This window comes from Agrobacterium sp. OT33 (assembly GCF_017313365.1).
Classification (GTDB): Bacteria; Pseudomonadota; Alphaproteobacteria; order Rhizobiales; family Rhizobiaceae; genus Agrobacterium; species Agrobacterium rhizogenes_A.
Window position 1 is genome coordinate 434,630 of the sequence record NZ_JAFLMZ010000002.1, and the last position, 23,193, is coordinate 457,822.

Consider the following 23,193-nt stretch of genomic DNA (forward strand, 5'->3'; position numbering starts at 1 on the left):
GGAAGAAGAAACAAGGGGCAATGTCGCCGCCTTTATCGAGCGTCCGGCAAAGCGGCGGCAATACCTGATTGTTCCCCTTACTGCGCCTCAACCGTACACTGCTGCGCCACTTCACTGACCTTCGTCTGCTGATCGGCGCTGAGCTTGCCTTCCATCATGATGTCGAACAGGCTTTCCGCCTGCAGTTTTTCCAGCGTGCAGCCGCAGAAACGCTGGCACAGTTCCAGCCCGTTCGCCTGCTCGACACAGCTTTTTTCGCAGCTGGATTTGTAAAGCTCCACCTGATCTACGGGAGGCGGCGGTGCCACGACCGACAGGACATAAACGAGGCCGATCAGCACTGGCTGATGGATGAGGTAGAAGGCCAAGCTGTGCCGGCCGGCGCTGGCAACCAGATTGCGTGGTGAGCTGGGGTTGCGAAAGCGATCCAGCCAGCCGCGAGGGGTGACGAATTGCGAAACGCCAAGTCCGGCGAGGAATGGGGCGAGCCAGGGCAGCAACGGCACATAGTCGTTGGAGCGGGGCGGCATGGTGGAAAAGCCGATCCAGGCCAGCCATTTCGCATTAAAGAGATCGGATTGCAGGTAGTGCGGTAGCGCGAAGGCGATCACCGCGAAAAGCAGCGTCACCAGCGCTGGCGCGCGCAGGAACAGCAGCCCGACGAGGCTTGCGGCGGCGATATTGTGCAGAATGCCGAAGAAGATGAAACTGTCGGGAAAGGCGAAATAGGTAGCGACGGTGATCAGCAGCGCCGAACCTGCCACCATGGCGAAACGCTTGCCGAAGGATGGCCAGTTCAGGCCTTTGCCATGGGCGAGAAACAGGCTGAAACCGGCCAGAAACAGGAATGAAGTGGCGATGCCGCGGGCATAGAGCTTCCACAGGCCCGTGGTTGCCGTGCCGGGTTCGAGATAACCGAAATATTCCAGATTCCACGTGAAGTGGTAGGATGCCATGGCGAGAAGCGCCAGCCCGCGCAGGGTATCAAGACCGCCTATACGGCCCTTGCGGCTGGTTTCGGTGACGGCTGCGTTTTTATCCATGTTTTCCGCTTTTCACGAGACCGGTATTCATTCGGGCTTGGCCCTTGAAGTGCGGCTATTTCAAGGCCTGTTGTCTTCCATGATGGCGCGACGCGCCTCGGAAAAGAACTGCCGGCGCAAGAGCGCCACGATGATGATGACGGTGCTGGCGATGAAGACATAGGGGCTGATGAACCAGCCGAGATAACCGATGGACAGAAAGATCGTCCGCAGGCCGTCATTGAAATTCTTAGCAGCGATGATGTTCATCTTTATGACGTTTTCGGCGGCGCGCTCGGCCGCCTCGCGGTCCGCACCGGCATCGTGGACCATGGGAATGGCGCCGAACAGGATGGTGCAATAGTTGAACAGGCGGTAGGACCAGCCGAATTTGAAGAAGGAATAACCGAACAGACAGGTCAGCCCGATGACCTTCAGTTCGAAGGCCGTGCGCCCGGCATAATGCACGAACGGCATGTCGCGAAACACCGATTCCACCTGTTCGGTGGCGCCCAGCAGGGCAAAACAGCCGCCGATGGCGAAGATGGAGGTGGAGGCGAAGAAGGCCGTGCCGTTCTGTAGACCGGCCATGATCTGGGTGTCGATCATCTTCAGATCGCGTTTGAGCGAATTCATGATCCAGTCGCGCCGGCGCTCGGCCATGGCCTGGTTGAGGCTGGCGCGCGCAAACAGCCGCGATCCCGTCGTGATATGGGTATAGGCAGCCCACAGCACGACGAAAATGACGATCGATATATAGTCCATGACGGTCATCACGGGCAGGTCACCTTGCTGTTTGCGAATCTTCGAAAGCATATTGATTTGAAGGCCATGGCAAGGCAATGGCGGCGGCCCCGTCGCGCGAATATTCTGCCGCCGCGTTGCAGCTTCGTCATGGCGCGGTTTCGCTAACCTTCCGGTAACCCTATGGCTTTATCAATCGCTTCGCGGACGGAAGGTCTGCCGGTTCCCGGTGAGGTTTTGCGTACCGGTTCCGTGTAAATTCCCGGCACTATCCCCGGCCGATTGACAGAACAGCCATTCGCACCTAGCTTTTCATGAGGACCGGTGTTTCCGGTATCCGGAATTGCCAAGGCTGATATGTCCCGCATCCCGCAGGCAGGTTTTGTCTCTCCGGTCCGGTATCAGCGGCAGTCCGGCATGAACAACCGGGGGACGCCTTTTTCTACGAATCGTTCCCTTCATGGCCGCCTGTTTCTGGCTTGCGACATCGCAAAGACGCCGGTCCGTTTCATTTTCCTCATTCAGGTTTCCGATGACAGATAAAAACCGCTCCGTTTTCATTCTTGGCGGCGCGCGCTCCGGCAAGTCGCGTTTTGCGGAAGAGCTTGCGGTAAATGCCGGCGGAAGCCTGCATTATCTGGCCACCGGCAGGCCATGGGATGAGGAGATGCGTGACCGTATCGGCCATCATCAGGCGCGGCGTGGCGGCGAGTGGACGACTCATGAAGCGCCGGTCGACATAGTCCCGGTGCTCGCGCGCCTCGACCGGCCGGAGAATATCATCCTCATCGACTGCCTGACATTGTGGCTTACCAATCTGATGATGGAAAATGCCGATATCGATGCCGCCTTCGACGTTTTGGCGGCGGCCGTGGCGCCGGCAAAAGCGAAACTGATTCTCGTCTCCAACGAAGTCGGTCTTGGCATCGTGCCTGAAAATCGCATGGCGCGTGAATTCCGCGATCATGCCGGCCGGCTGCACCAGCGTATCGCGGCCATTGCCGACGACGTCTTTTTCGTCGCCGCCGGGCTGCCCCTCAAGATGAAGGGCTGACGCGATACCTGCAAAAGCAGGTTCGCCGTGACCGCGCACTTTTGCTCTTCCGCAAATTCCCCTCATAAAGCCGCGCCCTGTTTTATCGGGGCTGCGACAGCTTTGCTTTCTTGATCTGGATCAAGGTGGCGTGGTCCTGCCGGTGGCAATGCTCCAACCGACGCAAAGGCGCGTTTCCGCTCTCCCAGGCGCACAACCTGCCTTTCGTCGGTCGGCTTGCACGTTGGGGGAAACCAACAATGAATTACACGTTAGAAACCGCGATCGTGGCCCTTGGGGCCTTTCTCGCGTTGCTTGGGGCAGCTTTTGCCCATGACAGTCTTTTCGCCGCCCATATGTGGGTGCTGTTCTTTACACTGCTGGTCAGCACGGTGCTTCTGTTGCGCCGTGTCTCCTTCGCGCCTGTCGATCCGGCCGCGCTCGCCCGCCGCAAGTCGGAATATTTCGACGAGGTGGTGAAATACGGCGTCATCGCCACCGTGTTCTGGGGTGTTGTCGGTTTTCTGGTCGGGGTCGTGGTGGCGCTTCAGCTTGCCTTTCCCGATCTCAATATCGCACCCTATTTCAATTTCGGCCGCATGCGGCCGCTGCACACCTCGGCGGTGATCTTCGCTTTCGGCGGAAATGCGCTGATCGCCACGTCCTTTTACGTGGTGCAGAGAACCTGTCGGGCGCGCCTGTTCGGCGGCAATCTCGGCTGGTTCGTGTTCTGGGGCTACAACCTCTTCATCATCATGGCCGCCACCGGTTACCTGCTGGGCATCACCCAGGGCCGCGAATATGCGGAGCCGGAATGGTATGTCGATATCTGGCTGACCATCGTCTGGGTCGCCTATCTCGTGACCTTCCTCGGCACGATCTTCATGCGCAAGGAGCCACATATCTATGTGGCGAACTGGTTCTATCTCGGCTTCATCGTCACCATCGCCATGTTGCACATCGTCAATAATCTGGCGGTGCCCGTGTCGTTCCTGGGCGTCAAGAGCTATTCGGCGTTCTCCGGCGTGCAGGATGCGCTGACGCAATGGTGGTACGGCCATAACGCCGTCGGCTTCTTCCTGACGGCCGGCTTCCTCGGCATGATGTATTATTTCATTCCGAAGCAGGTGAATCGCCCGGTCTATTCCTATCGCCTGTCGATCATCCACTTCTGGGCGCTGATCTTCATGTATATCTGGGCTGGTCCGCACCATCTGCACTATACCGCGCTGCCCGACTGGGCGCAGACGCTCGGCATGGTGTTCTCGGTGATGCTGTGGATGCCTTCGTGGGGCGGCATGATCAACGGCCTGATGACGCTTTCGGGCGCATGGGACAAGATCCGCACCGATCCCGTCGTGCGCATGATGGTGATGGCGGTGGCCTTCTACGGCATGGCGACCTTCGAAGGTCCGATGATGTCGATCAAGGCCGTCAACTCGCTCAGCCACTATACCGACTGGACCATCGGCCATGTTCATTCCGGCGCGCTTGGCTGGAACGGCATGATCACCTTCGGCGCGATCTATTACCTGACGCCGAAACTCTGGGGCAGGGACCGTCTCTACAGCCTGCAACTGGTCAACTGGCACTTCTGGCTCGCCACGCTCGGCATCGTCGTTTACGCCGCCGTCATGTGGGTGGCCGGCATCCAGCAGGCTCTGATGTGGCGCGAATATGATGCCCAAGGCTTCCTCGTCTATTCCTTCGCGGAATCGGTCGCAGCTTTGTTCCCCTATTACGTGATGCGTGCACTGGGCGGTCTGATGTTCCTCAGCGGCGCGCTGATCATGGCCTACAATGTCACGATGACCATCCTCGGTCATCAACGCGAGGAGGGCGCCCGCAAGGACGCGGCTCCTTCGCTGCAGCCTGCTGAATAAGGAGAGGCCGATGTCCATACTTGACAAACACGGCGTCATCGAACGCAACGCCACGCTGCTTCTGGTCGGCTCGCTGCTGGTCGTCTCCATCGGCGGTATCGTGGAAATCGCACCGCTCTTTTATCTCGAGAACACCATCGAGAAGGTGGAGGGCATGCGGCCCTACACGCCGCTGGAACTGGCCGGGCGCAACATCTACATCCGTGAGGGATGTTACGTCTGCCACAGCCAGATGATCCGGCCGTTCCGCGACGAGGTGGAGCGTTACGGGCATTACAGCCTGGCGGCGGAATCCATGTATGACCATCCGTTCCAGTGGGGTTCCAAGCGCACGGGGCCAGACCTCGCGCGCGTCGGCGATCGTTATTCGAACGAATGGCACGTGCAGCATCTGGCCGATCCGCGCTCCGTGGTGCCGGAATCGATCATGCCGTCATACGCCTTCCTCAAGACGACGCCGCTGAAGATCACCGATATCTCGATGGAGCTGAAGGCCAACCGCGCCGTCGGCGTTCCCTATAGCGATGAGATGATCGAGAAGTCCGCAGCCGATCTTATCGCCCAGGCCGATCCGAATGCGGACTCGTCGGAACTTCTGGCGCGTTACCCGAAGGCGAAGGTCGGCGATTTCGACGGCGATCCGGCCAAGCTTACCGAAATGGATGCTCTGGTCGCCTATCTGCAGATGCTCGGCACGCTGGTCGATTTCTCGACCTATGACGATGCCGCCGGATACCGGTGAGGAGGCGAAACGATGGAAACCTATACGGCCATGCGCCACTTCGCCGACAGCTGGGGCCTGCTTGCCATGACCCTGTTCTTCGCGGGCGTCGTCGTTTTTACCCTTCGCCCCGGCTCCAAGAAGGCCGCGGACGATGCCGCCAGCATTCCGCTCAAGGAGGACTAGGATATGTCCGAAAAACACATTGATGACATCAGCGGCGTCGAAACCACCGGCCACGAATGGGACGGTATCCGTGAGCTGAACAATCCCATGCCGCGCTGGTGGGTCTGGACCTTTTATTTCACGATCCTCTGGGCCATCGGTTATACCATCGCCTATCCGGCTTACCCGCTGATATCAGGCGCAACAAAAGGGCTGCTCGGCTGGAGCAGCCGCGGCGAAATCGCCACCGAAATTGCCGATGCGAAACAGGCGCAGAGCGTCTATGTCGACAGGATCGCCAATTCCTCGCTTGCCGAAATTCAGGCGGACCCGACCCTGATGCAGTTTGCGCTTTCCGGCGGTGCAGCCGCTTTCAAGGTCAATTGCATTCAGTGTCACGGTTCGGGCGCGGAAGGCGGGCAGGGTTATCCCAACCTCAATGACGATGACTGGATGTGGGGCGGCAGTGCCGACGATATCTACACGACGGTGAAGCACGGCATCCGTTTTGCCGATGATCCTGATACGCGCGCTTCGGAAATGCCGGCCTTCGGTGACATCCTCCAGTCGAGCGAAATCCGCGAGGTCGCCGCCTATGTCGTCAGCCTTACCGGCACGCCTTCCAACCCGGCGCTGGTGGAACCCGGCAAGCAGCTCTTTGCCGACAATTGCGCCTCGTGCCACGGGGAAGACGCCAAGGGTAATCGCGAATTCGGCGCGCCCAATCTGGCCGACGCGATCTGGCTGAAGTCGCATGGGGAGGAAGGCATCGTCTCGCAGATCCGTTCGCCGAAGCACGGCGTCATGCCCGCCTGGGGTGAGCGTCTCGGTGATACGACCGTCAAGCAGCTGGCAATCTTCGTGCATTCGCTTGGTGGGGGCGAATGAGGCAAGTGGAATGCAAAGAAGGGCGCCGGGGAGGCGCCCTTTTTTATTGTTCAGATCAGGCGTTTTCCGCCCTTCCATCCGGATATTCGGCCGGTCCCTTCAACTCGATCTTGTTGCCGAAGGGATCACGGAAATAGAACGAATGTCCCATCCCTCTCGCGCCGCCGTGAAAGGCTTCCTGTTCTATCGTGACGTTAAATTTCGCCAGATGGGCGCGAAGCGCATCATGGTTCAGAGGACCGGTCGCTATGCAGATGTGATCGACATTACGACCTCCGGCGACGGGCGGAGCGGCCTTTGTGCCACCGGGGTGCGTGACATCCCACAGCACGATCAAGGCATTGCCGCACCAGACTTGTTCCATCCCGAGAGCAGGGTAAGAGTAACCATCCCTACACCCCAGCACGTTCCTGTAAAAATCGAGCGCCCGCGTCATGTCGTCGACGATGAAGACGATATGATCGATACCGACCAACGAAAAAGGCGGTGTTGTCAAAGTCATGGCGGGCTCCTGCCGATCAGTTTGTCGACCAGACGGCCAGTTCGTATCCATCCGGATCGGTGAAATGGAAACGCCGGCCGCCGGGAAAGGCGAAGATCGCGACGCTGATCTGGCCGCCGGCGGCTTCGACGCGCCGCTGCACATCCTCGATATCGACGGCGTAGAGAATGACGAGCGGTCCGCCCCTGGCCGAAACCGGCGCGGTGGTGGTGAAGCCGCCCGTCAGGCGACCATCGGAAAATTCGCAATATTGCGGACCGTAATCCTTGAAGGTCCAGCCGAATGCGCCGCCGTAAAATTCCTTGCTGCGTTCTATGTCGGCGACATTGAATTCGACATAGTCGATGCGCCGGTCATTGGCATTTTCTGTCATCATGTACTCCATCAATCCGCTTCAAGCAGCGATTTCAGCGTTTCGAGATCGGCCGTGATCGCGCTCGCATCCTGCTCGAAATCCTCGTCCGTCATGCCGTCAAGCCGAAGCAGCGTGAAGCTCACTTCCGCGCCGCTGCCATTCGGCGTTACCCGAAGCGCGTTATAGACCTTCAGCCCGTCCGGCAATGTAACGACATGATCTATGACGCCGAATTCGTTGGCCGGCGCGAAATTGACACGCACCTCGCCAAGCGGCCCGCCATCGGCGATCCAGTCGTTGCCATCCGGCTTCAGCCCGCCGCCCAGACCTGCCGCCCAGCGCGGCATGTTCTTAGGGTCGGCGGCGAAACCATAGACCTGTGCCCATGGCTTTTCGACTGACAGGTGAATGATTCTCGACTGCATGACAGGCATCTCGTCCTCCCTCTGTGGCGCATGCCTCCGGCTGCGCCACTTTGTCGTCACTTGATGTAAGTCAAGGATGTTTCACCGGGGAGATGGGAGAAAGCAAGGAGATAAAAATGGACTCCTATCATGAACATCTATCGCGCCGGACAGGATCGCCCGCAACAGCCCGTCGAAAGACTGGAGGCGGAAGCCGTCAATTCCGCAAAAACGCGAAAACCGCTTTACGAAGCGCGCAAGAAGATTTTTCCGAAGCGCGCCGAAGGCAGGTTCCGGCGGTTCAAATGGCTGGTGATGCTGGTCACGCTCGGCATCTATTATCTGACGCCTTTCCTGCGCTGGGACCGCGGTCCCTATGCGCCGGATCAGGCGGTATTGATCGATATCGCCAACCGGCGCTTTTATTTCTTCTTCATCGAAATCTGGCCGCAGGAGTTCTTTTTTGTTGCCGGCCTTTTGGTCATGGCGGGGCTGGGGCTGTTTCTCGTCACATCAGCCGTCGGGCGCGCATGGTGCGGTTACACCTGTCCGCAGACCGTCTGGGTCGACCTCTTTCTGGTGGTCGAACGGGCGATCGAGGGCGACAGGAACGCCCGCATGAAACTGGATGCGGCGCCCTTCACATTTGGCAAATTGCGCAAGCGGGTGCTGAAACATGCGATCTGGCTGGTGATCGGCGTTCTGACCGGCGGCGCCTGGATTTTCTATTTCGCCGATGCACCGACGCTGGCGATGCAGTTCATGACCGGGCAGGCGCCGATGATCGCCTACTCGACCGTCGCCACGCTGACCGCCACCACCTATGTTTTCGGTGGGCTGATGCGGGAACAGGTTTGCACCTACATGTGTCCCTGGCCGCGCATCCAGGCGGCGATGCTGGATGAGAATTCGCTTGTCGTCACCTATAATGACTGGCGCGGCGAACCGCGCTCGCGGCACGCCAAGAAGGCTGCGGCAGCTGGGGAGAGCATCGGCGATTGCGTCGATTGCAATGCCTGTGTCGCGGTCTGTCCCATGGGCATCGACATCAGGGATGGGCAGCAGCTGGAATGCATCACCTGCGCGCTCTGCATCGATGCCTGTGACGGGGTGATGGACAAGATCGGCAAGCCGCGCGGGCTGATCGCCTATGCGACGCTGTCCGAATATCAGTCCAACATGGCGCTGGCGACCGGCAATGGCGAATACGCCATCCGCCCCGCCAATGTGCGTGAGGAGGACGGCAGTTTCAGCAAGCGTGTCCGCCACTTCAACTGGCGCATCATCTTCCGGCCGCGCACGCTGCTTTATACCGCCATCTGGGCTGCCGTTGGTATCGGCATGCTGTTTGCGCTGGTGACGCGCGAGCGGCTGGCGCTCAATGTCCTGCACGACCGTAATCCGCAATATGTGCTGGAATCGAACGGTTCGATCCGTAACGGCTATACCGTGCGCATTCTCAACATGGTGCCGCAACCGCGCGTGATGAGCCTGACGATAGAAGGCCTTCCGAATGCGGTGATGAAGATAAACGGCATGCCGGATACGGCTGCGCGCGCCTTCGAGGTGACGGTGGAGCCGGATGAGGCGACGACGCTGAAGGTCTTCGTCACCCTGCCGGGCAAGGATATCGCGCGGACGGCGGAAAACTTCGAATTCATCGTCAGCGATACGGCCGGCCACGAAACGGCCCGCTACGATGCGGTCTTTAATGCTCCGGGAGTGAAAAAATGACAGTCAACAATCGCCAGACATCCGGCTTCGTTTTCACCGGCTGGCACATGCTCGGCGTCATGGTGCTGTTCTTCGGCACCATCATCACCGTCAACATGATCATGGCCTGGAATGCTGTCCACAGCTGGAGCGGGCTCGTCGTGCCCAACACCTATGTTGCCAGCCAGCAGTTCAACACCAAGGCGGAAGCCGCCAAGGCACGGGCTGCAACCGGCATCAAGGGCAGGCTCGTGGTGGATGAGAAGACCGTGCGTTACGAGGTTTTCCATCCGGATAAAGGCCCGATCGATACGGACACGGTGACGGCGCATTTTCGCCGGCCTGTGGGTGAAAGCCAGAATTTCGACATGGAACTGACCCCGGCCACCACCGGCGTCTTCACCGGCGCACATGACATGCTACCGGGGCAATGGATCGTCGAGGTTACCGCCGTCAAGGACGGCCGGATCATCGTGCATGAGGGCACGCGGATTGCCGTTATCAGGGGACGTCAATGAGCTGCTGCGCACCGGGAACGGAAGGCTCGCTTCAACTCGGCGAGCCGGTCAATCCACCATCGTCGGAGGAATTGCTGCTGGCGAGCCGCGATCTGGGGCAGGGGCTGCGTCAGACCGATCTCAGCGTGCCGGATGTTTATTGCGGTGCCTGCATCACAACCATCGAGACCGCGCTTAACCGTTTGCCGCAGGTGGAACGCGCGCGGGTGAACCTGTCGTCCAAACGTGTGGCGGTTGTGTGGAGGGAAGAGGTCAATGGCGTCAGGAGCGATCCTGCCGAGATTGCCCGTGCAATCCTGTCGACGGGATACCGCACACATCTTTTCGCCAGCGGGCAGGATGCTTCGGACGCGTTGCGCTCGCAGCTGATAAGGGCGGTGGCGCTGTGCGGTTTTGCCTCCGCCAATATCATGCTTCTGTCCGTCTCCGTCTGGTCGGGGGCGGATGCGGCGACGCGCGACATGTTCCACTGGATTTCGGCGATGATCGCCGCGCCGGCGCTGATTTATGGCGGGCGTTTCTTCTATCAATCTGCCTGGAACGCGCTGAAACACGGCCGCACCAATATGGATGTGCCGATCGCGCTCGCCATCACGCTCTCTTATGCCGTTTCGCTGTGGGAGACTATTCATCACGGTGAGCATGCCTGGTTCGATGCGACCGTATCGCTGCTGTTTTTCCTGCTGATCGGCCGCACGCTGGACCATATCATGCGCGACAAGGCGCGCTCGGCCATTGCCGGACTGGCCCGGCTGTCACCGCGCGGGGCGACCGTCATCGGTGAGGATGGAACGCGGGAATACCGCCAGCTTGCCGATGTCCAACCCGGAATGTCGATTGCGATTGCGGCCGGTGACCGTGTGGCGGTGGATGCCGTGGTCATCTCCGGCAGTAGCGATCTCGACATGTCCATCGTCAATGGTGAAAGCGCGCCGCGCCGCGTTGCGGCAGGCGATAGCCTGCAGGCCGGCACGCTCAACCTCACCGGTTCGCTCACCGCCCGGGTGACCGCCTCGGCTAGGGATTCCTTCCTGTCGGAAGTGATCGGGTTGATGGAGGCGGCCGAAGGGGGGCGGGCGCGTTACCGCCGTATCGCCGACCGCGCTGCAAGCTATTATTCACCCGTGGTGCATCTTCTGGCGCTGGTTACATTCCTCGGCTGGGGCATTTTGGGCGGGGACTGGAAACAGGCGATGCTGATTGCCATTGCGGTTCTCATCATCACCTGCCCCTGTGCGCTGGGCCTTGCCGTTCCCGTCGTGCAGGTGGTGGCCGCTGGACGGCTCTTCCGGCACGGCATTATGGTCAAGGAAGGCTCGGCCATGGAGCGGCTGGCCGAAATCGACACCGTGCTGTTCGACAAGACCGGCACGCTGACCGTTGGTAAACCGAGACTGGTCGAGACAGGTGATGTGAAGCCGGCCACCATGGCAATTGCGGCGGGACTTGCCGCTCATTCGCGTCATCCTCTCTCGAAAGCCCTGCATGCCGCTTATAGCGGTGCCTTGCCGGCCTATGAGTTGGTGCGGGAAATTCCAGGCTCGGGTGTCGAGGCCGAGACGGAAGCCGGCATCTACCGGCTCGGCAATCGCCGTTTCGCCTGCCCGGATGAGGCACGGACCGACAATGGCGATGTGCGGTCGGAAGTGGTGCTGTCGCTCGATGGCCATCAACTGGCAAGCTTCGGTTTCGAGGATAATCCGCGCGCGGGCGCTGTTGCGGCTTTGCGTAATCTCTCAGTGCGGGGCCTGATGCAGGAAATCGTTTCGGGTGACCGGGCCGCCGCCGTCAGCGCCATGGCGCAGCGACTGGGGATCGGCAACTGGCGTGCGGACCTTTCGCCGAAGGACAAGGCGGCGCGTTGCGCCGAACTTGCCAGTGAGGGGCGCAGGGTGCTCATGGTGGGGGACGGTATCAACGATGCGCCGGCGCTCGCCGCCGCCAATGTTTCCATGGCGCCCGCCACAGCCGCCGATATTGGCCGTCAGGCCGCGGATTTCGTGTTCATGCAGGAGGATCTCGATGCCGTGCCTTTTGCGATCGAGACATCGCAGCGGGCAGGAAGGCTTATCCGGCAGAACTTCGCGCTTGCCATCGGCTATAATATCATCGCCGTGCCGATTGCGATTGCCGGTTATGCGACGCCGATGATCGCGGCCATTGCGATGTCGACATCATCGCTGATCGTCGTTGCCAATGCGTTGCGCCTTGCCGGTGCGGCGGAAACCATTCGTCCCCGGAACGACGTAAAAACAGGATTTGCGGGCGAGGGGGCGCAACTGGCATGAACATGCTGATCTATCTCATTCCCGTCGCACTGTTTCTGGGCGCGCTCGGGCTTTTCGCCTTCCTCTGGTCGGTTCGATCAGGGCAGTATGACGATATGGACGGGGCTGCCTGGCGGGTAATCGATGATGGGGATAACCGGCCACGGCCCTCTTGAAGGAGAAGCAAAAGGTCGGTTTCGAACTGGCCTTGACCTGTCGCAAATATGCAAAGCTGATTTGCGTCATCAAAATTTAATCGTTTCAGTCGCGCCTAGCCTTGCCGTTTGGTGATTACAGTGCCACAACACGACCACCTAAAAGCAAGATGGAGGCACATCCGTGGAACAGGCAGAAATCGGTTTGATCGGTCTCGGCGTCATGGGCTCGAACCTGGCGTTGAACATCGCGGAAAAGGGCAACAAGATTGCCGTATTCAACCGAACCCCGGAAGTTACACGAAAATTCTACGCCGATGCGGGCGAACTGCAGAGCCAGATCATTCCCTGCGAAACCATCGAGGAATTCGTCGCTGCAATTCGTCCTCCGCGCCCGATCATCATCATGATCAAGGCCGGCGATCCGGTTGACCAGCAGATGGAAATCCTGAAGCCCCATCTCGCCAATGGCGACATCATGATCGACGCCGGCAATGCCAATTTCCGCGATACGATCCGCCGTTTCGACAATCTGAAGGATAGCGGCCTGACCTTTATCGGCATGGGCGTTTCCGGCGGTGAAGAAGGCGCGCGTCACGGACCGTCGATCATGGTCGGCGGCACCGAAGACAGCTGGAAGCGTGTCGAGAAGGTGCTGACCTCCATTTCCGCCAAATATAATGACGATCCGTGCGTGGCATGGCTCGGCAATGACGGCGCCGGCCACTTCGTGAAGACTATCCATAACGGCATCGAATATGCCGACATGCAGATGATCGCCGAAATCTACGGCATCCTGCGTGATGGCCTTGGCATGAGCGCCGTCGAAATCGCCGATGTCTTCGCCGAATGGAACAAGGGCCGCCTGAATTCCTACCTGATCGAAATCACCGAGAAGGTTCTGCGCGCCGCCGATCCGATCACCGGCAAGCCGATGGTCGATCTGATCCTCGACAAGGCCGGCCAGAAGGGCACCGGCAAGTGGTCGGTCATCGAGGCGCAGAACATGGGCGTCGCCGCAACCGCCATCGAGGCGGCCGTGGCTGCCCGTATTCTCTCCTCGCAGAAGGATGAGCGCGAAGCTGCCGAGAAGATCTTCGGCCTGCCGACCCTTGCAGCGGCGCCGGCTGACAGAAAGGCCTTCATCGCCGATCTGGAAAGCGCGCTTCTGGCCGCCAAGGTCGGCGCTTATGCGCAGGGCTTCGCCATCATGTCGGCCGCTTCGAAGGAGTTCAACTGGAACCTGCCGATGCCGACGATCGCCCGCATCTGGCGCGCCGGCTGCATCATCCGCTCGGAATTCCTCGATGAGATCACCTCGGCCTTCACCAAGGATCCGCATGTGGCCAACCTCATCGTGACGCCTGCCTTCGCCGCCATCGTCAAGGATACCGATGCGCCGCTGCGCCGCGTGGTTTCCTATGCCGTCCTGTCGGGCCTGCCGGTTTCGGCGCTGGCTTCGGCACTCGGCTATTTCGACGCCTATCGCCGCGGTCGTGGCAGCGCCAACCTCATTCAGGCGCAGCGCGACTTCTTCGGCGCGCATGGTTTCGAACGCACCGACGGTGTGGACAAGCCGCACGGCCCATGGGGCAGCGGCGCCGACATTTTCTGATCGGCTTAAACGACAAACAAAAAGGCCCGCGCAAGCGGGCCTTTTTCATTTCGGTTGCTGCTTCAACTCAGCGGGCGGCGGCGAGGCCGACGATGAGGCCGCTAACGGCGTTGATCAGCAGGAACTGGTTGTCGACGCGCACCCAGCGCTGGTCGCGGCGCGGTTCTGCAAGGTGGTAACGGCGGTAGTCACGGCGGTCCACCATGTTGCGGCGCTCACGGGCCGAGAGGCGCTGGCCGCGATCCCAGCGGTGCTTCTTGACGATGACTTTCTTGGTGGTGACCTGACGCTCGACGGTGACGCCGCGATGGCGATCGTCGTGGCGGCTCTGGGCCTGTGCCATCGGAGCTGCAAGAACGGTGGCTGCCAGAAGAATGGTGACGAACTTTTTCATGGAAGTTTCCTCTCGGGTTTCGATGAGAAGAACTTACGAATAAACGCATGAACGGAAACTGAATTTAAAATTACATTTATGTAATGGTTATTAACGGTTAGGGGTGGGAGTTAATCTTTTGTTTTGAGGTTTTCGGCCCAACTTTTGCAGTGTGCAGACCGCCCGGCAGAACCGGGCGGTCTCTCCTCAATTAGACGCGTTCGGCGGATTTTGCCCAGAGGTTGATATCCGCTTCCTTGGCGTAACGGTCGATTTCGGCAAGCTCTTCGGCTGTGAAGTCCGATTTTTCGAGTGCCTTCACGCAGTCTTCAACCTGTTCGACACGGCTTGCGCCGATCAGCGCCGAGGTGATGCGACCGCCGCGCAGAACCCAGGCAATCGCCATCTGCGCCAGCGTCTGGCCGCGGCGTTCGGCAATGCTGTTGAGGGAGCGGATGTTTTCAACATTGCGCTCGTTGAGGAAGGCCGGGTTCAGCGACTTGCTCTGCGATGCGCGGCTGCCATCGGGCACGCCGCCGAGATATTTCGTCGTCAGCATGCCCTGCGCCAGCGGCGAAAAGACGATGGATCCGATGCCCAGTTCTTCCAGCGTATCGACGAGACCGTCTTCCTCGATCCAGCGGTTGATCATCGAATAGCTCGGCTGATGGATGATGCAGGGCGTGCCGAGGTCCTTGAGGATGGCGGCGGCCTCACGGGTGCGCTTCGAATTGTAGGAGGAAATGCCGACGTAAAGCGCCTTGCCGGAGCGCACGATCTGGTCCAGCGCGCCGCAGGTTTCCTCAAGCGGCGTGTTGGGGTCGAAACGGTGGGAATAGAAAATATCGACGTAGTCCAGCCCCATGCGCTTCAGGCTCTGGTCGCAGGAAGAGATCAGATATTTGCGGCTGCCCCATTCACCATAGGGGCCGGGCCACATGTTGTAACCGGCCTTGGAGGAGATGATCATCTCGTCGCGATAGCCGGCGAAATCCGTCTTCAGGATTTCACCGAAGGCGGTTTCGGCGCTGCCGGGCGGCGGGCCGTAATTGTTGGCCAGATCGAAATGGGTGATGCCGAGATCGAAGGCGCGGCGGCAAATGGCCTGTTTCGTCTGGTGCGGCGTATCGTTGCCGAAATTGTGCCAGAGCCCCAGCGAGATTGCCGGCAGCTTCAGGCCGGTCTTGCCGCAATGATTGTATTTCATGGACGCGTATCGGTTTTCGGCCGGTTGCCAAACCATGGGTCTTCCTCCACTTGCTGATGACTGGCTGCCGGAGAACCCGGCAACCCTTTGAACCGATGAAAACAGGTGCGGGCGCACCTGTCATTCCCCAGAGGGATGGTTATGCCTTTCTCCGCATGGTTTCAATGCCGGGGTTGGGCCGAGATTGGGCCCGAATTGGGCGGGGATTGGCAGGTATGAAGATCGAAGATGCGGAAATGCGGCTGGGGGCCGTCCGCCTTCGGGGTGAAGATGATGCGGCGGGTTTCGCCGGCGGAAAGATCGAACAGATTGTCCGAATATCGCCCCGGCTGGTCCGCCTCCAGCATGACGAAGAGGGCGAGACCGGCGGCGGTGACATCGATTTCAAACTGGCCGTTTTTCAGCGGACCGACGGACAGCTCCAACCCGGCGGGCTGAAGCTCCAGCGCCTTGTAGGTGTCGCGCACGTGATGGCCTTCGCCGGTCATACCGTTGGAGGCAATGAAGTTCCACGCAAGGATGGCGCCATCCGGCAGGCCGTCCATGTCGATTTCGGTCAGCGTCGCGGCCTTATCCATCGCGCATGTGCCGTTGGCGGATTTCAGTGGCACGCGGTTGCCGTCCATGGTCAGAGCAACGATGTTCATGTCGATCTCGACGTCTTCCGCCGTGTCGTTGACCATGGAAAAGCTCACCCGTCGCCCATCTTCGGAGGGAATGGCCGAGACCGTGACCGGCTGGAAAAAGCGGCGGGCGGCATAATGCAGCGCCTTCCAGCCGCCTCCATAATCGAGGCTCGACCATGAGGCGACCGGCCATGTGTCGTTCAGCTGCCAATAAAGCGTGCCCATGCAATGGGGTTTCAGCGAGCGCCAGTAATCGACCGCCGTGCGGATGGCCAGCGCCTGCTGGACCTGGCTCAGATAGACGAAGTTCTCGAAATCCCTGGGGAAGCGGAAATAACGGAACATGGTGCCGGCGATCCGTTCATTGCCGCCGACATTCTTCTGGTGCAGCTCGATGACCGGGGAGGCGATGTTCATGTCCCTGTCTTCCGCATAGGTGCGGATGACGGGCATGGATGTATAGGACTGGAAGCCGAATTCGGAGCAGAAACGCGGTTTGACCGACCGGTAATTGTCGAACGACTTATTCTCGTGCCAGACGGACCAGTAATGCATGTCGCCGGAGCCATCTGCGTGCCAGGCATCGCCGTAATCGAGATAACCCGACGCGGGGCTCGATGGCCACCAGAGCGCTTCGGGGGCGGCTTTTTTCAGGGCTCTTTCGATGGTGCGGTTCAGACGATCATAGGCGACGAGATAGCGGTCGCGATTGTTGCGGGATTCATCGAACCAGGTCAGCGCGCCCACCAGCTCGTTATCGCCGCACCAGAGCGCGATGGAGGCATGCGAGGACAGGCGTTTCACCTGGTAATCGACCTCGTGTTCGACATTGTCGAGAAAGTCCTCGCTGCAGGGATAAAGATTGCAGGCGAACATGAAATCCTGCCAGACCAGCAGGCCAAGACGATCGCAGAGATCGTAGAACCAGTCTTCTTCATAAAATCCGCCGCCCCAGACACGGATCATGTTCATGTTGGCCTCGACCGCGGAGCAGAGGAGGTCTTCGGTCTTTTCCCGACTGGTCAGCGAATAAAGCGCATCTGCCGGAATCCAGTTGGCGCCGCGGCAGAAAATTTCCCGGCCGTTGATACGGAAAGCGAAACGGCTGCCCGCTTCATCCTTGTCCGTCAGAAGCTCGATGGTCCTGAAGCCGATCTGGCGGGTGACGGTCTCGTCAGGCAATTCCACCGTCAGCCGGTAGAGTGTCTGCTCACCACTGCCGGCCGGCCACCAGAGTTGCGGATTTTCCACGAAGAAAACGTGGCGCACGACGGTTTCGCCCGCGCCGACGCCGCAATCAAGCCGCAGTCTTTCATCATTAAGGGAAAGATAGACCGGCAGGCTTGCCGGGCCTTCGGCAAACAGCGTCACGGCCACATGCAATTCAACACCGCCTTCGACATGATGCTGCGAGGTGACGACATGCTCGATGCGGGCCGTATCGAGGCGTTTCAGCAGGATTTTGCCGTAAAGCCCAAGCGGCGCAATGGCGATGTTCCAGTCCCAGCCGAAATGGCATTGTGGCTTGCGCAACATGTTGCCATTGGCGATCGGCGAATTGCCGGGGTGATAGGGAATATAAAAGGGCTGTCGCGCCTGACGTTCCGCACCGGCCACGATGTTGGAATGGAAATGGATGCGGATGGTGTTTTCACCCGGCCGCACGGCGCGTGAAATATCGGGGCGGTAACGGCGGAAGCAATTGTCGGCGCTCAGGACCGGGACATCGTTAACGAAGACGATGGCGACGGTGTCGAGATAATCGATATCGAGATACCAGCTGGCATCGGCCTCATCGAGGATGAATGTCCGCTCAATGATCCAGTCCCGCTGCGCCACCCATTGCACCGCGTTTTCATTGGCGCCGTGATAGGGGTCTGGAATGATGTCCGCATTTTTGAGCGCGGAGTGAATATCGCCGGGGACGGAAAGCTCGGTGGCATGGTCTCCCTCCAGCGAACTCAGGCGCCAGAGCCCGGCCAGATCGATGGTGGTTTCGGGCGTGGAAGAAGAGATCATGGTGGGACCCTGCATAATATGAATTCAACAAAGACGGCCCGGCATTGTGAAGCAGGCTTGTGTCAGAATCTGGGGGAACCGCATGCCGGCAAAACGGCTTTTGCCGGTTCGCTCCACGTCACGATCTTCTCCCTTCGGCAACGTTACCGTAAAACAAACGTGCCGTCATGCCTTTGATTGCCGACTTGCGAGGTTAAAAGCGTCTGTCATCAACGTCACGCGGTGAAGAGGTGGTCTTATTTTAATTTTTCGAAAATTGTTATATTTATATCAATAAATTATACTTGTTTTTTAATTTAAATTATTAATTTTGGTATGGTCACGAGGATTGGGTTTCATGGCTGCAGGAGCAGTCTCATGGGCGGAAATATTTTCTGCACCTGCATCGTTATAGCTGAATTGAGGCGTGACCGGATGAGAGCGAACGGCGCGAGGGGACGTTTGCCTTTGCAACAGCGCAAAAGCTATCTATGATTATCGTTCGGTAAAGCGTGGCGAAATGACATGAACGATACTGGTAAATCCGGCGGGGGCGAAGCACCCGCGACGACGGGCGAGCGCCCGACCTTGAAGACCATCGCCTATATGACGGGTCTTGGCATCACCACAGTCTCGCGTGCATTGAAGGATGCGCCCGATATCGGCGCCGAGACCAAGGAGCGCGTGCGGCTGATCGCCCGGCAGATTGGCTACCAGCCGAACCGGGCCGGCGTGCGGCTTCGCACCGGCAAGACCAATGTCATCGCGCTGGTGCTGAGTGTCGACGAAGAGCTGATGGGTTTCACCAGCCAGATGGTGTTCGGCATCACCGAGATACTCTCCACCACGCAATATCACCTCGTCGTCACGCCACATATCCACGCCAAGGATTCCATGGTGCCGATCCGCTATATTCTCGAGACCGGTTCGGCGGATGGGGTCATTATTTCGAAGATCGAGCCGAACGATCCGCGCGTCCGTTTCATGACCGAGCGCAACATGCCCTTCGTCACCCATGGGCGGTCCGATATGGGCATCGAACATGCCTTTCACGATTTCGACAATGAGGCCTACGCCTACGAGGCAGTCCAGCGTCTGGCGCAATGCGGGCGCAAACGGATTGCCGTGATCATGCCGCCATCGCGATTTTCCTACCACGATCATGCGCGCAAGGGGTTCAATCGCGGGATAAGGGATTTCGGCCTTGCCGAATTTCCCATCGATGTCGTCACCATCGAGACGCCGCTCGAAAAAATCCGCGATTTCGGAGAGAGGCTGATGCAATCGGATGATCGCCCCGATGGCATCGTCTCGATCAGCGGCAGCAGCACCATCGCCCTGCTGGCGGGCTTTGAATCGGCGGGTGTGAAGATCGGCGAGGATATCGATATCGTCTCGAAACAGTCGGCCGAGTTCCTGAACTGGATCAAGCCGCAAATCCATATCGTCAACGAGGATATCAAGCTGGCGGGCAGGGAGCTTGCGAAAGCCCTTCTGGCACGCATCAACGGCGCTGCGCCGGAAACCCTGCAGAGCGTCAGCGAGCCGGTCTGGTCTTCCATGGCGCCGAAGCCGTAAAGAGCAGCGTCGGAATCGATGCTTCGTACCCGCCTCTGTTGCGGGTTGCCACTTACTCGCCGTCATGCCGGCCTCGAGCCGGCATCCAGCCAGCCCAAGTCCTTGGGCTGAAAGGAGTCTCCCCGTCGCGCGGACGCGCGTCGGCTGGATTCCGGCTCAAGGCCGGAATGACGGAAAAGAAGCGTTATCGCTCACGGCTGGGCCAGGCAATCCTTCAGCGAGCTGGCAATACCGCGCATCAGCTTGAAATAGAGGTCGGGACCGGGCTCCAGCGTGGCCGCTTCCGGATCGAGCGTCGCGGACTTTGCCGCCGTGCCTTCAGTGATGACCGAGATCAGTTTCGGCTCGAATTGTGGTTCGGCGAAAACGCAGGTTGCGCCCAGTTGACGAACCTTTTCCTGCATCTGCTTGACGCGGTCCGCACCGGGCAGGGTCTCGGGGCTGACGGTGATCGACCCCGCCGTCTTCACGCCATAACGGTGCTCGAAATATTGATAGGCGTCGTGAAAGACGATGAAAGGCTTGTCCTTGATCGGCTTGACCGTTTCAGCCAGTTCCGTGTCGAGTGCATCGAGATCGTCGATCAGCTTTTTGGTGTTGGCCTGATAGGTCGCAGCATTGCCGGCATCGGCCGCAATCAGTGCGGTTTCGATCGTCTGCGCCATGGCCTTGGCATTGGCCGGGTCGAGCCAGAGGTGAGTGTCATAGGCGCCGTGCCCATGATCATGGTCGCCGTGGTCATGGCCGTGGTCGTGTGCCGCCTCGCCATCCGCATGGTCTTCATGCCCCTCTTCGCCGTGGTCATGCGCCTCGAAGGGGCCGCCTTCACGGAAAGGCAGCTTTTCCAGCCCCTTGGCGTCTTCCAGTTCCACGACCGTCGCCTTGCTGGCCAGTGCCTCCAGCGGCTTTTCCAGAAAAGCTTCCAGCCCGGGCCCAACCCAGAACACCACATCCGCCTTTTCCAGCTTGCGCGCATTGGAGGGCCGCAGATTATAGGTATGCGGCGAGGCGGCACCCTCTACGATGAGCTGCGGCTCACCAACACCGCGCATGATGGCCGCCACGAGTGAGTGGACAGGCTTGATCGACACCACGACATCGGGCGCGGCTGTGGCGCCCGAAGCGGCGGCCGCTATTGCCACCGACGCCATGAGCGGGATCAGGATCGATTTCATGCAATGCACTCCACTTGAAGAAGTATAGTTATGTTATTACATTTATTGCGTAACTCTATAACGTATGCAATAGCGGTAGGCAACATCGCCGAACGGACAATCCCATGCTTCATTCCGCCCGTCAGGGTAACGATATACTGGTTTCCCTTGCCAATGCCGGCGTGCAGCGCAATGGCCGCTGGCTGGTGCGCGGCGTGGAGTTTTCCGTCAGCAAGGGCGAGATCGTGACGCTGATCGGCCCGAACGGTTCCGGCAAATCCACAAGCGCGAAAATGGCGATCGGCGTGGTGAAACCAACCGAGGGTGAAGTCTCGCGCATTGCCGGCCTGCGCGTCGGTTATGTGCCGCAGAAGCTTTCGGTGGACTGGACCATGCCGCTTTCGGTACGCCGGCTGATGACGCTGACCGGGCCGCTGCCCGCCCGCGAGATCGATGCGGCGTTGAATGCGACAGGCATTGCACATCTGGCGAACGCCGAAGTTCAACACCTTTCCGGCGGCGAGTTCCAGCGTGCGCTTCTGGCTCGCGCCATCGCCCGCAAGCCCGATCTGCTGGTTCTTGACGAGCCTGTGCAGGGTGTGGATTTCTCCGGCGAGATCGCGCTGTACGATCTGATAAAAAACATCAGAAATTCAAGTAATTGCGGGATTCTGTTAATCTCGCATGACCTGCATGTGGTGATGGCGGAAACCGATACCGTGATCTGCCTGAACGGCCATGTCTGCTGCCGGGGAACACCGCAGGCGGTCAGCCAGAGCCCGGAATATATGCGACTGTTCGGCGGTTCTGCCGCAAGGGCGCTTGCCGTCTACAGCCACCACCACGACCACACCCATCTGCCCGATGGCCGGGTGCAGCACGCGGATGGTTCGGTGACGGATCATTGCCATCCTGAAGACGGCCACCATCACGCCCATGATCATGGCCATCATCATGGCGACGAATGCGGTTGCGGCCATGAACATGAACATGGGGACCATGCGCCCTCGAAACACGCGCAGGGAGAACGGCATGTTTGACGATTTCTTCGTTCGCGCCATGGTCGCCGGCATCGGCGTTGCTCTGACCGCTGGGCCTCTCGGCTGTTTCGTCGTCTGGCGGCGTATGGCTTATTTCGGGGATACGATGGCCCATTCGGCGCTGCTTGGCGTCGCGCTCTCGCTGCTGTTGCAGCTCAACCTCATCGTCAGCGTTTTTCTGGTGGCGTCCGCCGTTTCGATCCTGCTGATTTTTCTGCAGCGGCGACAGGCACTGTCGTCCGACGCATTGCTTGGCATCCTGTCCCATTCGGCTCTCGCCATTGGCCTCGTCATCGTCGCCTTCATGAGCTGGGTGCGTATCGATCTCGTCTCGTTCCTGTTCGGCGATATTCTTGCCGTCACCCGCAGCGATATCGCGCTGATCTGGGGCGGTGGGCTGGTGGTCATCGTCTCCATGGTCTTCCTGTGGCGGTCGCTGCTCGCCTCCACCGTCAATACCGAACTGGCTGAAGCCGAGGGACTGAACCCGGAGCGGGCGAAGCTCATCTTCACGCTGCTGATGGCTCTGGTGATCGCCATTGCGATGAAGGTGGTCGGCATCATGCTCATCACCTCGCTGCTGATCATACCGGCTGCCACCGCCAGACGTTTATCCGCCACGCCGGAGGTGATGGCGGTGGTCGCGTCGCTGATCGGCGCCATCGCGGTTATCGGCGGCCTGTTCGGCTCGCTGACCTATGATACGCCGTCCGGCCCCTCCATCGTGGTTGCCGCGGTGATCCTGTTCGTTATAAGCCTGTTGCCGGCGCCGGGTTTTTCCCGCTCCGCGGATGAAGGAGGCAGATCATGAATGCTCAAACGCAGCAGAACCTCACCAAGAACCAGTCGCTGGTCATGAATGCCCTGTCAAACGCGCATCAGCCGCTCAGCGCCTATATGATCCTCGACAAGCTGCGGGATGACGGTTTCCGCGCGCCGCTGCAGGTGTACCGGGCGCTGGAAAAGCTGGTGGAATTCGGTCTCGTGCATCGGCTGGAAAGCCTCAACGCTTTCGTTGCCTGCACGCACACGCAGGCCGAATGCTGCTCGCACCACCATGGCACCGTGGCGTTCGCCATCTGCGAATCCTGCGGGCAGGTGACCGAGTTCCATGATCACGAAATCGACCACCGCCTTGAGCGCTGGGTGAAGGACAGCAAGTTCAAGGCGGAAAAGACCACCATCGAGATTCGCGGTCTCTGCGCAAACTGCGCGTCATAGGCTTTGTTTGC

General features: G+C 59.5%; 23 protein-coding genes. 14 read left to right on the plus strand and 9 right to left on the minus strand.

Translation table 11 applies throughout. The annotated features are described in order from the left end of the window. Positions 1–77: 77 nt before the first annotated feature. A complete protein-coding gene (locus JZX88_RS06310) occupies positions 78–1,043 on the minus strand; it encodes a heparan-alpha-glucosaminide N-acetyltransferase (RefSeq protein WP_206912999.1) in 966 nt (321 codons plus the stop codon). Between the two features lie 60 nt (positions 1,044–1,103). Beyond that, complete coding sequence (locus tag JZX88_RS06315) at positions 1,104–1,796, minus strand: DUF599 domain-containing protein (protein ID WP_065116205.1); 693 nt, start codon at positions 1,794–1,796, stop codon at positions 1,104–1,106. Positions 1,797–2,298: 502 nt separating this feature from the next. On the opposite strand from JZX88_RS06315, the gene cobU reads away from it, so the two are divergent. The 5 genes from cobU to ccoP all read left to right on the plus strand — a co-directional run bounded on the left by cobU (position 2,299) and on the right by ccoP (position 6,456). Further along, on the plus strand, positions 2,299–2,820 hold the full coding sequence (gene cobU, locus JZX88_RS06320) for a bifunctional adenosylcobinamide kinase/adenosylcobinamide-phosphate guanylyltransferase (RefSeq protein ID WP_110760442.1): 522 nt from the start codon (positions 2,299–2,301) through the stop codon (positions 2,818–2,820). Positions 2,821–3,059: 239 nt separating this feature from the next. Continuing rightward, entirely contained in the window at positions 3,060–4,682 is a 1,623-nt protein-coding gene (ccoN, locus tag JZX88_RS06325) for a cytochrome-c oxidase, cbb3-type subunit I (RefSeq protein WP_065115625.1), read from the plus strand. 10 nt (positions 4,683–4,692) lie between these two features. Further along, entirely contained in the window at positions 4,693–5,424 is a 732-nt protein-coding gene (gene ccoO / locus JZX88_RS06330) for a cytochrome-c oxidase, cbb3-type subunit II (protein WP_206913000.1), read from the plus strand. Positions 5,425–5,436: 12 nt separating this feature from the next. Then, positions 5,437–5,589, plus strand: coding sequence for a CcoQ/FixQ family Cbb3-type cytochrome c oxidase assembly chaperone (locus JZX88_RS06335; RefSeq protein ID WP_003502810.1), 153 nt, complete (start codon positions 5,437–5,439; stop codon positions 5,587–5,589). A gap of 3 nt (positions 5,590–5,592) precedes the next feature. Then, positions 5,593–6,456 (plus strand): cytochrome-c oxidase, cbb3-type subunit III, encoded by an 864-nt coding sequence (ccoP, locus tag JZX88_RS06340; protein ID WP_206913001.1) that lies wholly within the window; start codon positions 5,593–5,595, stop codon positions 6,454–6,456. A 55-nt stretch (positions 6,457–6,511) separates the two neighbouring features. On the opposite strand, the gene JZX88_RS06345 is transcribed toward ccoP, so the two are convergent. From JZX88_RS06345 to JZX88_RS06355, 3 genes are read right to left on the minus strand one after another with little or no spacing between them, the layout of a single operon-like run. Continuing rightward, entirely contained in the window at positions 6,512–6,958 is a 447-nt protein-coding gene (locus JZX88_RS06345; RefSeq protein ID WP_035223373.1) for a VOC family protein, read from the minus strand. 16 nt (positions 6,959–6,974) lie between these two features. Continuing rightward, positions 6,975–7,331: a VOC family protein gene (locus tag JZX88_RS06350; RefSeq protein WP_206913002.1), complete on the minus strand. Its 357-nt coding sequence runs from the start codon at positions 7,329–7,331 to the stop codon at positions 6,975–6,977. A gap of 11 nt (positions 7,332–7,342) precedes the next feature. Next, positions 7,343–7,747 (minus strand): polyketide cyclase, encoded by a 405-nt coding sequence (locus tag JZX88_RS06355; protein WP_065115622.1) that lies wholly within the window; start codon positions 7,745–7,747, stop codon positions 7,343–7,345. A 120-nt stretch (positions 7,748–7,867) separates the two neighbouring features. On the opposite strand from JZX88_RS06355, the gene ccoG reads away from it, so the two are divergent. The 5 genes from ccoG to gndA all read left to right on the plus strand — a co-directional run bounded on the left by ccoG (position 7,868) and on the right by gndA (position 13,985). Then, the gene (gene ccoG, locus JZX88_RS06360; RefSeq protein ID WP_206913003.1) at positions 7,868–9,451 is read left to right on the plus strand and encodes a cytochrome c oxidase accessory protein CcoG; all 1,584 of its coding nucleotides are present in this window, start codon (positions 7,868–7,870) and stop codon (positions 9,449–9,451) included. Beyond that, on the plus strand, positions 9,448–9,948 hold the full coding sequence (locus JZX88_RS06365) for a FixH family protein (protein WP_206913004.1): 501 nt from the start codon (positions 9,448–9,450) through the stop codon (positions 9,946–9,948). The genes ccoG and JZX88_RS06365 overlap by 4 nt, the downstream gene beginning before the upstream one ends. Next, positions 9,945–12,236 (plus strand): cation-translocating P-type ATPase, encoded by a 2,292-nt coding sequence (locus JZX88_RS06370; RefSeq protein WP_206913005.1) that lies wholly within the window; start codon positions 9,945–9,947, stop codon positions 12,234–12,236. Before JZX88_RS06365 ends, JZX88_RS06370 begins: the two co-directional genes overlap by 4 nt. Beyond that, positions 12,233–12,391: a cbb3-type cytochrome oxidase assembly protein CcoS gene (ccoS, locus tag JZX88_RS06375; protein WP_206913007.1), complete on the plus strand. Its 159-nt coding sequence runs from the start codon at positions 12,233–12,235 to the stop codon at positions 12,389–12,391. The genes JZX88_RS06370 and ccoS overlap by 4 nt, the downstream gene beginning before the upstream one ends. Before the next feature lie 163 nt (positions 12,392–12,554). Beyond that, positions 12,555–13,985: an NADP-dependent phosphogluconate dehydrogenase gene (gene gndA, locus JZX88_RS06380; RefSeq protein ID WP_174029444.1), complete on the plus strand. Its 1,431-nt coding sequence runs from the start codon at positions 12,555–12,557 to the stop codon at positions 13,983–13,985. 67 nt (positions 13,986–14,052) lie between these two features. On the opposite strand, the gene JZX88_RS06385 is transcribed toward gndA, so the two are convergent. The 3 genes from JZX88_RS06385 to JZX88_RS06395 form a co-directional block, all read right to left on the minus strand. Then, positions 14,053–14,379 carry an RcnB family protein gene (locus JZX88_RS06385; protein WP_003525025.1) on the minus strand — a complete coding sequence of 109 codons (327 nt, stop codon included), beginning with the start codon at positions 14,377–14,379 and terminating at the stop codon, positions 14,053–14,055. A gap of 190 nt (positions 14,380–14,569) precedes the next feature. After that, the gene (gene mgrA, locus JZX88_RS06390; protein WP_206913009.1) at positions 14,570–15,601 is read right to left on the minus strand and encodes an L-glyceraldehyde 3-phosphate reductase; all 1,032 of its coding nucleotides are present in this window, start codon (positions 15,599–15,601) and stop codon (positions 14,570–14,572) included. A 125-nt stretch (positions 15,602–15,726) separates the two neighbouring features. Then, a complete protein-coding gene (locus JZX88_RS06395) occupies positions 15,727–18,225 on the minus strand; it encodes a glycoside hydrolase family 2 protein (RefSeq protein WP_206913010.1) in 2,499 nt (832 codons plus the stop codon). Positions 18,226–18,714: 489 nt separating this feature from the next. Between JZX88_RS06395 and JZX88_RS06400 the strand changes: the two genes are divergently transcribed. Continuing rightward, positions 18,715–19,767, plus strand: coding sequence for a LacI family transcriptional regulator (locus JZX88_RS06400; RefSeq protein WP_206913011.1), 1,053 nt, complete (start codon positions 18,715–18,717; stop codon positions 19,765–19,767). A 191-nt stretch (positions 19,768–19,958) separates the two neighbouring features. Here JZX88_RS06400 and znuA read toward each other — a convergent pair whose 3' ends face one another. Beyond that, positions 19,959–20,942 carry a zinc ABC transporter substrate-binding protein ZnuA gene (gene znuA / locus JZX88_RS06405; RefSeq protein ID WP_206913012.1) on the minus strand — a complete coding sequence of 328 codons (984 nt, stop codon included), beginning with the start codon at positions 20,940–20,942 and terminating at the stop codon, positions 19,959–19,961. 104 nt (positions 20,943–21,046) lie between these two features. On the opposite strand from znuA, the gene znuC reads away from it, so the two are divergent. Genes znuC through zur form a run of 3 tightly spaced genes read left to right on the plus strand, consistent with a single transcriptional unit; the run spans position 21,047 to position 23,182 of the window. Further along, on the plus strand, positions 21,047–21,961 hold the full coding sequence (gene znuC / locus JZX88_RS06410) for a zinc ABC transporter ATP-binding protein ZnuC (RefSeq protein WP_174031446.1): 915 nt from the start codon (positions 21,047–21,049) through the stop codon (positions 21,959–21,961). Continuing rightward, a complete protein-coding gene (gene znuB, locus JZX88_RS06415; protein WP_206913013.1) occupies positions 21,954–22,772 on the plus strand; it encodes a zinc ABC transporter permease subunit ZnuB in 819 nt (272 codons plus the stop codon). The genes znuC and znuB overlap by 8 nt, the downstream gene beginning before the upstream one ends. Beyond that, positions 22,769–23,182, plus strand: a complete 414-nt coding sequence (gene zur / locus JZX88_RS06420; protein ID WP_065115613.1) for a zinc uptake transcriptional repressor Zur — start codon at positions 22,769–22,771, stop codon at positions 23,180–23,182. The genes znuB and zur overlap by 4 nt, the downstream gene beginning before the upstream one ends. The last annotated feature ends 11 nt before the right edge of the window (positions 23,183–23,193 follow it).

Excerpts from the sequence above, each read along its gene's own strand:
- JZX88_RS06310 (WP_206912999.1), bottom strand. The coding sequence starts at position 1,043 with ATGGATAAAAACGCAGCCGTCACCGAAACCAGCCGCAAGGGCCGTATA.
- JZX88_RS06315 (WP_065116205.1), bottom strand. The coding sequence starts at position 1,796 with ATGACCGTCATGGACTATATATCGATCGTCATTTTCGTCGTGCTGTGG.
- cobU (WP_110760442.1), top strand. The coding sequence starts at position 2,299 with ATGACAGATAAAAACCGCTCCGTTTTCATTCTTGGCGGCGCGCGCTCC.
- ccoN (WP_065115625.1), top strand. The coding sequence starts at position 3,060 with ATGAATTACACGTTAGAAACCGCGATCGTGGCCCTTGGGGCCTTTCTC.
- ccoO (WP_206913000.1), top strand. The coding sequence starts at position 4,693 with ATGTCCATACTTGACAAACACGGCGTCATCGAACGCAACGCCACGCTG.
- JZX88_RS06335 (WP_003502810.1), top strand. The coding sequence starts at position 5,437 with ATGGAAACCTATACGGCCATGCGCCACTTCGCCGACAGCTGGGGCCTG.
- ccoP (WP_206913001.1), top strand. The coding sequence starts at position 5,593 with ATGTCCGAAAAACACATTGATGACATCAGCGGCGTCGAAACCACCGGC.
- JZX88_RS06345 (WP_035223373.1), bottom strand. The coding sequence starts at position 6,958 with ATGACTTTGACAACACCGCCTTTTTCGTTGGTCGGTATCGATCATATC.
- JZX88_RS06350 (WP_206913002.1), bottom strand. The coding sequence starts at position 7,331 with ATGACAGAAAATGCCAATGACCGGCGCATCGACTATGTCGAATTCAAT.
- JZX88_RS06355 (WP_065115622.1), bottom strand. The coding sequence starts at position 7,747 with ATGCCTGTCATGCAGTCGAGAATCATTCACCTGTCAGTCGAAAAGCCA.
- ccoG (WP_206913003.1), top strand. The coding sequence starts at position 7,868 with ATGAACATCTATCGCGCCGGACAGGATCGCCCGCAACAGCCCGTCGAA.
- JZX88_RS06365 (WP_206913004.1), top strand. The coding sequence starts at position 9,448 with ATGACAGTCAACAATCGCCAGACATCCGGCTTCGTTTTCACCGGCTGG.
- JZX88_RS06370 (WP_206913005.1), top strand. The coding sequence starts at position 9,945 with ATGAGCTGCTGCGCACCGGGAACGGAAGGCTCGCTTCAACTCGGCGAG.
- ccoS (WP_206913007.1), top strand. The coding sequence starts at position 12,233 with ATGAACATGCTGATCTATCTCATTCCCGTCGCACTGTTTCTGGGCGCG.
- JZX88_RS06385 (WP_003525025.1), bottom strand. The coding sequence starts at position 14,379 with ATGAAAAAGTTCGTCACCATTCTTCTGGCAGCCACCGTTCTTGCAGCT.
- mgrA (WP_206913009.1), bottom strand. The coding sequence starts at position 15,601 with ATGGTTTGGCAACCGGCCGAAAACCGATACGCGTCCATGAAATACAAT.
- JZX88_RS06395 (WP_206913010.1), bottom strand. The coding sequence starts at position 18,225 with ATGCAGGGTCCCACCATGATCTCTTCTTCCACGCCCGAAACCACCATC.
- JZX88_RS06400 (WP_206913011.1), top strand. The coding sequence starts at position 18,715 with ATGAACGATACTGGTAAATCCGGCGGGGGCGAAGCACCCGCGACGACG.
- znuA (WP_206913012.1), bottom strand. The coding sequence starts at position 20,942 with ATGAAATCGATCCTGATCCCGCTCATGGCGTCGGTGGCAATAGCGGCC.
- znuC (WP_174031446.1), top strand. The coding sequence starts at position 21,047 with ATGCTTCATTCCGCCCGTCAGGGTAACGATATACTGGTTTCCCTTGCC.
- znuB (WP_206913013.1), top strand. The coding sequence starts at position 21,954 with ATGTTTGACGATTTCTTCGTTCGCGCCATGGTCGCCGGCATCGGCGTT.
- zur (WP_065115613.1), top strand. The coding sequence starts at position 22,769 with ATGAATGCTCAAACGCAGCAGAACCTCACCAAGAACCAGTCGCTGGTC.